The organism is Mesobacillus stamsii (genome assembly GCF_030814065.1).
Lineage (GTDB): Bacteria > Bacillota > Bacilli > Bacillales > Cytobacillaceae > Mesobacillus > Mesobacillus stamsii.
Map to the genome: position 1 here is coordinate 33,827 of NZ_JAUSUN010000027.1, position 11,569 is coordinate 45,395.

Annotated in this window: 9 protein-coding genes; 8 read left to right on the forward strand and 1 reads right to left on the reverse strand. The window is 43.1% G+C overall.

What is annotated here, in order from left to right:
• Positions 1–56 precede the first annotated feature (56 nt).
• Positions 57–191 (reverse strand): 50S ribosomal protein L34, encoded by a 135-nt coding sequence (rpmH, locus tag J2S25_RS16595; protein ID WP_013059930.1) that lies wholly within the window; start codon positions 189–191, stop codon positions 57–59.
• Between the two features lie 694 nt (positions 192–885).
• Between rpmH and dnaA the strand changes: the two genes are divergently transcribed.
• From dnaA to J2S25_RS16635, 8 genes are all read left to right on the forward strand, one after another.
• Positions 886–2,232 (forward strand): chromosomal replication initiator protein DnaA, encoded by a 1,347-nt coding sequence (gene dnaA, locus J2S25_RS16600; RefSeq protein ID WP_307192439.1) that lies wholly within the window; start codon positions 886–888, stop codon positions 2,230–2,232.
• Between the two features lie 180 nt (positions 2,233–2,412).
• Positions 2,413–3,549, forward strand: coding sequence for a DNA polymerase III subunit beta (gene dnaN, locus J2S25_RS16605; RefSeq protein WP_307192440.1), 1,137 nt, complete (start codon positions 2,413–2,415; stop codon positions 3,547–3,549).
• A gap of 198 nt (positions 3,550–3,747) precedes the next feature.
• On the forward strand, positions 3,748–3,963 hold the full coding sequence (gene yaaA, locus J2S25_RS16610; protein ID WP_044392048.1) for a S4 domain-containing protein YaaA: 216 nt from the start codon (positions 3,748–3,750) through the stop codon (positions 3,961–3,963).
• Between the two features lie 19 nt (positions 3,964–3,982).
• The gene (recF, locus tag J2S25_RS16615; RefSeq protein WP_307192441.1) at positions 3,983–5,101 is read left to right on the forward strand and encodes a DNA replication/repair protein RecF; all 1,119 of its coding nucleotides are present in this window, start codon (positions 3,983–3,985) and stop codon (positions 5,099–5,101) included.
• Between the two features lie 11 nt (positions 5,102–5,112).
• Positions 5,113–5,361, forward strand: a complete 249-nt coding sequence (remB, locus tag J2S25_RS16620; protein ID WP_307192442.1) for an extracellular matrix regulator RemB — start codon at positions 5,113–5,115, stop codon at positions 5,359–5,361.
• Between the two features lie 145 nt (positions 5,362–5,506).
• Complete coding sequence (gyrB, locus tag J2S25_RS16625) at positions 5,507–7,438, forward strand: DNA topoisomerase (ATP-hydrolyzing) subunit B (protein ID WP_431305963.1); 1,932 nt, start codon at positions 5,507–5,509, stop codon at positions 7,436–7,438.
• A gap of 84 nt (positions 7,439–7,522) precedes the next feature.
• Positions 7,523–10,066, forward strand: a complete 2,544-nt coding sequence (gyrA, locus tag J2S25_RS16630) for a DNA gyrase subunit A (protein WP_307192443.1) — start codon at positions 7,523–7,525, stop codon at positions 10,064–10,066.
• A 92-nt stretch (positions 10,067–10,158) separates the two neighbouring features.
• Positions 10,159–11,235 (forward strand): HD-GYP domain-containing protein, encoded by a 1,077-nt coding sequence (locus J2S25_RS16635; protein ID WP_198528166.1) that lies wholly within the window; start codon positions 10,159–10,161, stop codon positions 11,233–11,235.
• Positions 11,236–11,569 lie beyond the last annotated feature (334 nt).

Here is an 11,569-nt window from a genome sequence, read left to right on the forward strand (position 1 = left end):
AGTTCCCTGACTTGTAAATGCCAAAAGAGAAAAAAGACCACTGACATTTCAGTGGCCTAGGCTGATAAAACTTTTCTTCCTTTGCGACGACGACGAGCAAGAACCTTACGGCCATTTGCACTGCTCATGCGAGCACGAAATCCGTGAACTTTGCTGTGTTTACGTTTATTAGGTTGATAAGTACGTTTCATATATGTTACACCTCCCTGAGGAATAGCTGTTACAGACAGTCTTTGTAATTATAAGGAAGCCCGTATTATTTGTCAAGTGGCGATCTACGCTTCGTAAAACAACTTCACCGATTCGGCTCTCCGAGGTAAAGGACGTGCTGACCCGCCAGCCAAAGGACGTGGCGTTTTGGCGAGCAGCGCTTGTCGGGGCTGACCAAGGCGCTTCCGCTTTTCAACCTGTGGACAAAAAACGACAGCTTTTTTATTATCCACAACCCATTTAAACAGCTTTTACACAAGTTAGCTGGCTGTGGACAATTTCGCTCCACAGATTGGGTCCATTGTGGATAATTATTGAATAAGCGTTGCACCATGCTGGATTATCTGCTATTATATTTGTGTTTTCACTCTTAATTTTTTGATGACCAAAATACACTTATCCACAAAGTGTGGATAAGCTGTGGATAGGTTATTCAGGGCTGTTGTAAAAGTTTGTCCACAGATAGTGAATTTTGTCGAAAAGCTTCTTACCTTCCTTATTATATATTTTTCCACAATCATAGTTTCGTATATCTTCTTAATCAGAGGTTGTACTGCGTGTATAACCTTTCGATTTATGCTTTTCGATGCTGATGGTCTAACGGCCCTTGTGAAAAACAATCTGCACATGAAGCCAAACATAGAGAGAAAAATGACAGAAAAGGAGGGGAAATTATTGGAGAATATTGCAGATCTCTGGAATAATGCTCTCATGAAAATTGAGAAAAAGATCAGCAAGCCAAGTTATGATACATGGTTAAAATCAACAAAAGCCCATTCGCTCCAAGGAGATGTCCTTACGATTACAGCACCGAATGAGTTTGCACGCGATTGGCTGGAAGAACGCTATTCCCAGCTCATTAGCGGAATTTTATACGAAATAACGGGTGAAGAGCTCGCTGTTAAATTCATTATTCCCCAAAACCAAAATCAAGAAGATCTTGATATACACTTGCCGCCAAAAAGGGTCAAGAGGGATGAGGAAGCTCCGGATTTACCAGTCAGCATGCTGAACCCGAAGTATACATTCGATACTTTTGTCATTGGTTCAGGCAATCGTTTCGCCCACGCAGCATCGCTTGCAGTAGCTGAGGCACCGGCAAAAGCTTACAATCCATTATTCATTTATGGGGGAGTCGGACTTGGAAAAACCCATTTGATGCATGCAATTGGGCACTATGTTCAAGATCATAATCAGAATGCGAAAGTGGTTTATTTGTCATCTGAAAAATTCACGAATGAATTCATTAATTCAATCAGGGACAACAGAGCAGGGGATTTCCGCGATAAATATCGCAATGTTGATGTCCTGCTAATTGATGATATTCAGTTTTTGGCTGGGAAAGAACAAACACAAGAGGAATTTTTCCATACCTTCAATACCTTACATGAGGAAAGCAAGCAGATAGTCATTTCAAGTGACCGTCCACCAAAAGAAATTCCAACTCTTGAGGACAGGTTGAGATCCCGTTTCGAATGGGGCTTAATCACCGATATTACGCCGCCTGACTTAGAGACACGAATCGCGATCCTCCGCAAAAAGGCAAAAGCAGAGGGATTGGATATTCCGAATGAAGTCATGCTATATATCGCCAATCAGATTGACTCCAACATCCGTGAACTAGAAGGAGCCTTGATCCGAGTTGTCGCATATTCTTCACTCATTAATAAAGATATTAACGCAGACCTGGCAGCCGAGGCTTTAAAAGACATTATTCCGAGCTCGAAGCCTAAAGTGATTACAATTCTGGATATTCAACGGGTTGTAGGACAGCATTTTAATATTAAGCTCGAGGATTTTAAAGCAAAGAAACGAACTAAATCTGTCGCTTATCCAAGGCAAATCGCCATGTACCTATCAAGAGAATTGACGGATTTCTCGCTTCCGAAAATTGGCGAAGAATTTGGTGGCCGTGATCATACAACGGTCATCCATGCCCATGAGAAAATTTCCAGGTTGATCACAACCGATCCAAATCTGCAAAGGCAAATTAAAGATATCAATCAACAATTAAGGGTTTAGGATAATGTGAATAACTCATCCCTGGTTGCACACAGCCTATCCACATGTGGATAGGCTGTGTTTCCTTTGCTAAGCTCACTTATCCACAAATCCACAGGCCCTACTAGTACTTCTATTACTTTTTTAAACATATTAATATATGCATAAACAACAAAAAGATACCAAAATGGAGGGGAAAAAATGAAATTTATAATCCAGCGGGATTATCTTCTGCAAAGCGTCCAGGATGTCATGAAGGCAGTAACAAGCAGAACAACCATTCCGATACTGACTGGCATTAAAATTGTTGCACATGAAGAAGGTGTCACACTTACAGGCAGCGATTCCGATATTTCGATCGAATCTTTTATTCAAAAAGAACTAGAAGGTGATGAAATCGTTGAAATCAAACAGCGAGGATCGATTGTTCTGCAGGCGCGTTTCTTTAGCGAAATCATTAAAAAACTTCCTACAGACATTGTAGAAATAGAAGTCCAAACAAATCTCCAAACCGTCATCCGATCCGGCAAATCTGAATTCAAACTTAACGGACTTGATGCAGATGAATATCCACATCTCCCGCAAATTTCGGAAGAACATATTTTTAAGATTCCGACAAACTTATTAAAAGGGTTGATTCGCCAGACTGTCTTTTCAGTGTCCACGTCAGAAACACGCCCAATCTTGACAGGTGTCAACTGGAAGGTCGAAAACAATGAACTGATCTGTATTGCAACAGATAGCCACAGATTGGCATTGCGAAAAGCTGAGATTGAAGCTGGGAATACTGAAAGCTACAACGTGGTGATCCCGGGCAAAAGCTTGAATGAATTAATCAAAATCCTGGATGACAGCTCCGATTCAGTCGATATTGTCATTACAGAAAACCAGGTTTTATTTAAAACCAAACACCTGTTATTCTTCTCCAGATTGCTAGAAGGAAACTATCCTGACACAGGAAGACTGATTCCGAATGAAAGCAAAACGGAGGTTGTCGTGGTTACAAAACAATTTCTCAATGCCATTGATCGTGCGTCTTTGCTTGCGAGAGAAGGACGGAACAATGTCGTCAAGCTTGCGACAATGGAAGGCGGAGCAATTGAAATTTCTTCGATCACACCGGAAATTGGAACGGTTGTCGAAGAAATTCCTAGCCAGTCCATCGCCGGAGAAGAACTGAAAATTTCTTTCAGCGCAAAATATATGATGGACGCGCTAAAAGCATTAGAGGGTTCAGAAATCCAGATCAGCTTTACAGGCGCGATGAGGCCATTCGTCATTCGCCCGCTGCATGATGACTCTATCCTGCAGCTGATTCTGCCGGTAAGAACTTACTAATTCCAGACCACCACCAGTTATTGCTGGTGGTTTTTTAAACAGAAAAGAAAGGATAAATTACTTTGAGAATTGTCCAGCTCCAGCGCTTGTCGGGGCTGACCAAGGCGCTTGCGCTTTTCTTATAAGATCATTTGTTTCTATGGGATATATTTAGTAAAATAAAGTATTGATTCCTTTTGGAAGAAAAGGGTGCGAATCGTGAATGAGGAAATAAAAATTGATACGGAATATATTACGCTTGGCCAGTTCCTTAAATTAGCCGATGTGATTCCATCAGGTGGAATGGCGAAGTGGTTTTTAAGTGAACACGATGTTTTTATCAATGGTGAACAAGATCAGCGAAGAGGCAGAAAGCTTCGTGCCGGAGACAGGGTATCGATTCCGGGTATGGGCGAGTTCAGCATAACGCAATAATCCAGAGGATGAACTGTTCATGTATATAGAGCAACTGCAATTAAGGAATTACCGCAACTATCAAGGATTAGAGGCAATATTTGAAAACAAGGTCAATGTCATCCTCGGCGAAAACGCCCAAGGGAAGACAAATGTGATGGAATCGATCTATGTATTGGCAATGGCAAAATCACATCGAACCTCCAATGATAAAGATTTGATTCACTGGGACGAAGAATATGCTAAAATAGAGGGACGGATTAAAAAAAACAACGGATCGCTGCCAATGCAGCTTGTCATTTCCAAAAAAGGCAAAAAAGCGAAAGTCAATCATCTGGAACAGCGCAAGCTTAGCCAGTATGTTGGCAACATGAATGTCGTCATGTTTGCACCAGAGGATTTGAACCTTGTAAAGGGAAGTCCACAGGTAAGAAGACGATTTGTCGATATGGAAATAGGACAGGTTTCGGCAGTCTATTTGCATGACATCAGCCAGTACAATAAAATCCTTCTGCAGCGGAATCATTTGCTTAGGCAGCTGCAAATTAAAAAAACGACTGACCACACGATGCTGGAAATCCTGACCGAACAATTTATCCAGGCTGCTTCAAGAATCATAGTAAAACGGTTTGAATTTCTGAATTTGCTTGAACAATGGGCAGTGCCGATCCACCAGGGAATTTCAAGAGGACTGGAAGAATTGAAAATCATCTATAAACCATCTGCGGACGTATCAGAAGGGGATGATTTGTCGAAAATGATAGCAGTGTATGAAGAAAAATTTGCTAAAATAAAGACGAGAGAGATTGACCGGGGAACGACAATGTTCGGTCCGCACCGGGACGATCTGCAATTTGTTGTCAATGGCCGAGATGTCCAGACCTTTGGATCCCAAGGACAGCAGCGAACAACCGCGCTTTCGGTGAAATTGGCCGAAATCGAATTAATTCACGCTGAGATCGGGGAGTATCCGATTCTCCTGCTGGACGATGTCCTGTCAGAGTTGGATGATTATCGCCAATCCCATTTATTAAATACCATCCAGGGGAAAGTTCAAACCTTTGTCACCACCACCAGTGTGGATGGGATTGACCATAAGACATTAAGAGAAGCGGCCACTTATAACGTGAAGACCGGGGAAATGTCAAGAATCCAATGAGGTGGAATTTGATGTATATGCATGTTGGGGAAGAGGTCCTTGTCAGGACGAAAGATATTATTGCAATTATCGCGATGGAAAGTGTCAGTTTCTCCATGTTCATGGAAGAATTCATCGCAAAGCAGGACAGGGAGATTGTCCAACTGACTAAAGGGTCCATCAAATCCATCATCGTTACAGACAACCAAATTTATTATTCCCCGCTGGCGTCAGGGACTTTGAAGAAACGCTCACAAAAATCATCCGTTCAGGAGTTTTAATAGATCGGCGTTTTGCAAAAAAAATGTCGAAAAACAATGCAAAATGGCCCATGGATTTTCAGTTTAGTGTCCCAGGTTACATTCCTGTGGAACAGCACTATTTTTATAAAAATGATGAGGTAACTGGAAAGTGTAGGTGATCGATATGGCAATGGAGGAACAAAAATCTATGCAGGGACAAGCGTATGATGAAAGTCAGATACAAGTGCTTGAAGGCCTTGAAGCAGTACGCAAACGTCCAGGGATGTATATTGGGTCAACGAGTGGAAAAGGCTTGCACCATCTTGTCTGGGAAATCGTCGATAATAGTATAGACGAAGCGCTTGCTGGCTTTTGTGATGAAATAAACGTCATTATCGAAGAAGATAACAGTATTACTGTCAAGGATAATGGCCGCGGGATTCCAGTCGGTATTCATGAAAAAATGGGAAGGCCAGCGGTGGAGGTTATCATGACGATTCTTCATGCCGGCGGCAAGTTCGGCGGCGGAGGGTATAAGGTATCTGGCGGGCTGCACGGTGTTGGTGCCTCCGTTGTCAATGCCCTGTCTATGTATTTGGAGGTATTTGTCCATCGTGATGGCAAAATTCATTATCAAAAATTCGAACGAGGCGCTGTTGGGGAACCTCTGAAGGTCATTGGCGAAACGGATTATACAGGCACAACAACCCATTTTAAGCCCGACCCACAGATTTTCACCGAAACGCTGGAATTTGAGTATGATATTCTCGCAACCCGTTTGCGTGAGCTTGCCTTTCTGAATAAGGCCCTTAAGATTACCATTGAGGACAAACGCGGCGAAGGCAGACGGAATGAGTACTACTATGAAGGTGGAATTAAATCATATGTTGAGCATTTAAACCGCACGAGAGAAGTACTCCATGAAGAACCAATCTTTATTGAGGGTGAAAAGGATGGAATCACGATCGAGGTCGCTCTCCAATATAACGATAGCTACACTGGAAATATTTATTCTTTTGCGAATAATATTCACACCTATGAGGGTGGAACACACGAATTTGGTTTTAAAACTGCATTGACTCGTGTGATCAATGATTATGCCCGTAAGCAAGGCGTTTTTAAAGATAATGACTCCAACCTTTCAGGAGATGATGTTCGGGAGGGCATAACAGCAATCGTGTCTGTTAAGCATCCAGATCCTCAATTTGAAGGCCAGACGAAAACAAAACTAGGAAATTCCGAAGTACGGACTGTGACTGACACCCTGTTTTCCGAGCACTTTGAAAAGTTCATGCTGGAAAATCCTGCGGTTGCCCGTAAAATCGTCGAAAAAGGGCTTATGGCGGCAAGAGCCAGACTCGCGGCAAAAAAAGCGCGTGAGTTGACGAGAAGAAAGAGTGCGCTTGAGATCTCCAGTCTGCCAGGAAAGCTTGCGGACTGCTCTTCAAAGGACCCAGCAATCAGTGAAATATATGTCGTAGAAGGGGACTCCGCGGGCGGTTCCGCCAAGCAGGGACGAGACCGTCACTTCCAGGCAATCCTGCCATTGCGAGGGAAAATCTTGAACGTCGAAAAGTCGCGTTTAGATAAAATCCTGTCCAATAACGAAGTAAGAGCAATCATTACAGCAATTGGAACAGGAATTGGCGAAGACTTCGACCTTTCTAAAGCTCGATATCATAAAATTGTAATCATGACTGATGCTGATGTGGATGGCGCCCATATCCGTACTTTATTATTGACGTTTTTCTACCGGTATATGAGAAAAATTCTCGAAGCTGGTTACATTTATATTGCTCAGCCCCCATTATACAAAATTCAGCAGGGCAAAAAAATTGAGTATGCTTATAACGACAAACAGCTTGAACAGATTCTCGCAGAGCTTCCGCAGCATCCGAAACCAGGCATGCAGCGCTATAAGGGTCTCGGCGAGATGAACCCAGAGCAGCTTTGGGATACGACAATGAACCCTGAGACACGGACATTGCTCCAGGTAAGCCTTGAAGACGCGATCGAATCAGATGAGACCTTTGAAATCCTCATGGGTGATAAGGTAGAACCGCGCCGCAATTTCATTGAGCAAAATGCTCGTTATGTAAAAAACCTGGACATATAAAAAAGTTTTGAAAACTAAATTAGTGTTTAGCATTGGCGCCTATTCAGGCGCTTGTGCTTTTCGACTAAAGGAGGTTTCTCTTAAATGGCTGAGACACCAAACGATCGTGTAAAAGAAATTAATATTAGCCAGGAAATGCGTTCATCCTTTCTGGATTATGCCATGAGTGTCATCGTAGCTCGTGCGCTTCCAGATGTCCGTGACGGCTTAAAGCCAGTACATAGAAGGATTCTATATGCGATGCATGATCTCGGCATGCACTCAGACAAAGCGTATAAAAAATCGGCGCGGATCGTTGGAGAAGTCATCGGTAAATACCACCCGCATGGTGACTCTGCTGTATACGATACGATGGTCCGTATGGCCCAGAATTTCAACTACCGCTACATGCTAGTCGATGGCCATGGGAATTTTGGTTCTGTCGATGGCGACGCCGCGGCTGCAATGCGTTATACAGAAGCACGGATGTCAAAGATCTCGATGGAGCTGTTGCGTGATATCAACAAAGATACCATTGATTATCAGGACAATTATGACGGTTCTGAAAGAGAGCCAATGGTCATGCCATCGAGGTTCCCAAACCTGCTCGTCAATGGTACTTCTGGGATTGCGGTCGGAATGGCGACGAACATCCCCCCTCACCAGCTCGGCGAAGTAATAGATGGAGTACTGGCAATTAGCAAGGATCCTGATATGAGCATCATGGAATTGATGGAAATCATCACTGGACCCGATTTCCCGACAGCAGGCTTGATTTTAGGTCGCAGCGGAATTCGGAAAGCTTATGAAACCGGCCGCGGGTCGATTACCTTGCGGGCGAAGGTTGAAATGGAACAAAAATCAAACGGCAAGGAAGTCATTATCGTCAGGGAACTGCCCTACCAGGTTAATAAAGCAAAGCTAATTGAGAAAATTGCTGAATTAGTCCGCGATAAAAGGCTAGACGGCATCACTGACTTGCGGGATGAATCGGACCGTAAAGGAATGAGGGTTGTCATTGAAGTTCGCAAGGATGCGAATGCCAATGTCCTTTTAAATAATCTGTATAAACAAACCGCCATGCAGACAAGCTTTGGGATCAACCTGCTTGCTTTAGTCGATGGACAGCCAAAGGTTCTGAACTTGAAGCAATGTTTAACCTATTATCTGGATCACCAGGTTGTCGTCATTCGCCGACGCACAGAATTTGAACTTCGGAAGGCGGAAGCGCGTGCCCATATTCTCGAAGGGCTGCGAATCGCACTTGATAATCTTGATGCGGTCATCAGGCTGATTAGAAGCTCGCGCACGACGGATATTGCCAGAGAAGGCTTGATGACACAGTTTACTCTATCGGAAAAGCAAGCTCAGGCCATTCTTGATATGCGATTGCAGAGACTAACAGGTTTGGAACGCGAAAAGATTGAGGAAGAATTTCAGAACCTTATGCAGTTGATTATCGAACTAAAAGCGATCCTGGCCGACAATGAAAAGGTGCTCGAAATCATTCGGGAAGAGCTTACGGAAATCAAAGAGCGCTTCAAAGATGAGCGCCGCACGGAGATTGTCTCAGGCGGTCTTGAAATGATTGAGGACGAGGATTTGATCCCTCGTGAAAACATTGTCATTACCCTCACCCATAATGGGTACGTGAAACGCCTACCTGTTTCGACATATAGGGCGCAGCGCCGCGGAGGTCGCGGAATCCAGGGGATGGGAACGAATGATGATGATTTCGTCGAGCATTTAATTACTACCTCGACTCACGATACCATTCTTTTCTTTTCAAACAAGGGAAAGGTTTATCGTTCAAAGGGGTATGAGATACCGGAATTTAGCCGGACAGCGAAAGGAATCCCGATCATTAATCTGTTGGAAGTCGAAAAGGGTGAGTGGGTCAATGCCATCATCCCTGTGTCAGAATTCGTGGACGACTGGTATCTGTTCTTCACAACGAAAGAAGGAATTTCGAAACGTTCTCCACTTACCTCCTTCGCGAATATACGCAATAACGGGCTGATTGCTTTGAACCTGCGTGAAGGGGATGAATTGATCTCTGTTCGCCTGACAGACGGAACCAAGGAAATGATCATCGGCACCAAAGCTGGCTTGCTGATCCGCTTCCCTGAAACAGATGTCCGTTCCATGGGCCGTACTGCCACAGGAGTGAAAGGGATCCGTCTTTCCGCCGGTGATGAAGTCGTCGGTATGGAAGTCCTTGAAGAAAGTGCCGAAATCCTCGTCGTTACCAAGAACGGTTACGGTAAACGGACACCTTCCGAAGAATACAGAAGGCAAGGACGAGGCGGAAAAGGAATCAAGACTTGCAATATCACTGAAAAGAATGGGGATCTTGTAACGATGAAAGTCGTGACAGGAGAGGAAGACCTGATGCTAATCACTACAGGAGGTGTGCTGATCCGTATTCCGGTAAGCTCTATCTCGATGACAGGCCGTAATACACAAGGTGTGAAACTCATCAATCTCAACAAAGCAGAAAATGAGTACGTTTCGACAGTTGCGAAAGTTGACAAGGAAGAAGATAAGCCGGAAGAACTGGAAGAGGAAGAGAACGCGGAAGCAATCGTTACCCCAGATGAGGATAGCAGTGAAGCAGTAGAAACAACGAATGATCCAGAAGAAGAATAAACTTTTTAGGGGAGCACAAAAATGTGTTCCCCTTTTTTGGTAAAATAAAGTAAAATATTTGTAAGAGATGAAAAATTCCGGAGGGGATGGCCTTGCGCGTACTAGTAGATAACTTAAGAGAGGGCAGTATCCTCACTGAAGATGTTCTAAGTAAAACGAATAGACCCATCATGAGCAAGAACACTGTTTTATCAGAGCATCTAATCAATATTTTGAAAATTTTCCTGGTGAAAGAAGTGAATGTAGAGAAAACACTTGTAAATGGAATGCCGTACTCAACTCCAACAACCGGAAAAGATAGTGTGGATGACGACAAGCCTGATCGAACGTTTGTTGGTTTGTTTTTACAGGCCAAGCAGGAATTTAAGAAAGAATTCATTTCTTGGCAATCAGGGATGCCAATTAATATTGCCAAACTAAGATCGATCGTTTTGCCGCTTATTGAGCAAACTGATATGAATTCGGCGGATATATTCCATCTGCATCATTATACCAGCAAGACGGAATATCTGTATGATCACCCTTTGGCGGTAGGAATCATCAGTGCGTTCATCGCAAAAAAAATCAATTACAGCAAAGGAGAAGTGGCTCAAATCGCGCTTGCTGGATGTTTATCGGATTGCGGCATGGCGAAAATCAGTCCAAGCCTTCTGAACAAAAGCACCGCTTTAACAGTGGAGGAATTTGAGGAAATCAAAAAACATCCAACCTTCAGTTATCAGATGGTCAAAAACAGCCCGTTGCTGAAGGATACTTCCAAGCTTGCCATTTTGCATCATCATGAAAGGATGGATGGTAGCGGCTATCCTTTCGGCGAAAAGGCAAGCAGAATCCACCCATATGCGAAAGTTCTTGCAGTGGCTGATTCCTTTCACGCAATGACTTCTGAAAGAATTTACAAGCCAAAGCATTCCCCGTTTAAAGTGCTGGAAACGATCAATGAAGATTTGTTCGGAGAGTTTGATATTACCGTTTTGAAGGCATTAAGTACAGCGATCATGAATTATTCGGTTGGCACGAAAATCCGCCTCTCTAACGGACAATCGGCAGAAATTATTTTTGTAGACGAAAAAAATCCAGCAAGGCCACTAGTAAAATTGCTAGAGTCAAAGCAAATTCTTGCTTTAGAAAAACACAGATATTTACATATCGAGGAGATCATCCATTAAAAGCTGGCTATGTATGCCCAGCTTTTTTAAAATTTAATAGAGAATAGGTATTGCTTTCTAGATATTTTCCTGCTATAATTTTCAAAGTCAGTGACAAAACAACCATGTCCATGAAATTCTTCTTAAAAAAAGTTATTGACATAAATAGAATGAAAATGTTATATTTATAAAGTCGCTTCTGAGCGGCGCACACAAAATTGTTCTTTGAAAACTAAACAAACAAGCGTCAACAAACAATCAATTATCATGGCTTCTATTATAGAAGCTCATGAGCCAACGTTTTAACTTATGAGCTAAACTCATACTCTTTTTTGGAGAGTTTGATCCTGGCTCA

What these genes read in the sequence shown, in the direction of transcription:
- rpmH (WP_013059930.1), bottom strand. Translation starts at nt 191, where the DNA reads ATGAAACGTACTTATCAACCTAATAAACGTAAACACAGCAAAGTTCAC.
- dnaN (WP_307192440.1), top strand. Translation starts at nt 2,413, where the DNA reads ATGAAATTTATAATCCAGCGGGATTATCTTCTGCAAAGCGTCCAGGAT.
- recF (WP_307192441.1), top strand. Translation starts at nt 3,983, where the DNA reads ATGTATATAGAGCAACTGCAATTAAGGAATTACCGCAACTATCAAGGA.
- remB (WP_307192442.1), top strand. Translation starts at nt 5,113, where the DNA reads ATGTATATGCATGTTGGGGAAGAGGTCCTTGTCAGGACGAAAGATATT.
- gyrB (WP_431305963.1), top strand. Translation starts at nt 5,507, where the DNA reads ATGGCAATGGAGGAACAAAAATCTATGCAGGGACAAGCGTATGATGAA.
- gyrA (WP_307192443.1), top strand. Translation starts at nt 7,523, where the DNA reads ATGGCTGAGACACCAAACGATCGTGTAAAAGAAATTAATATTAGCCAG.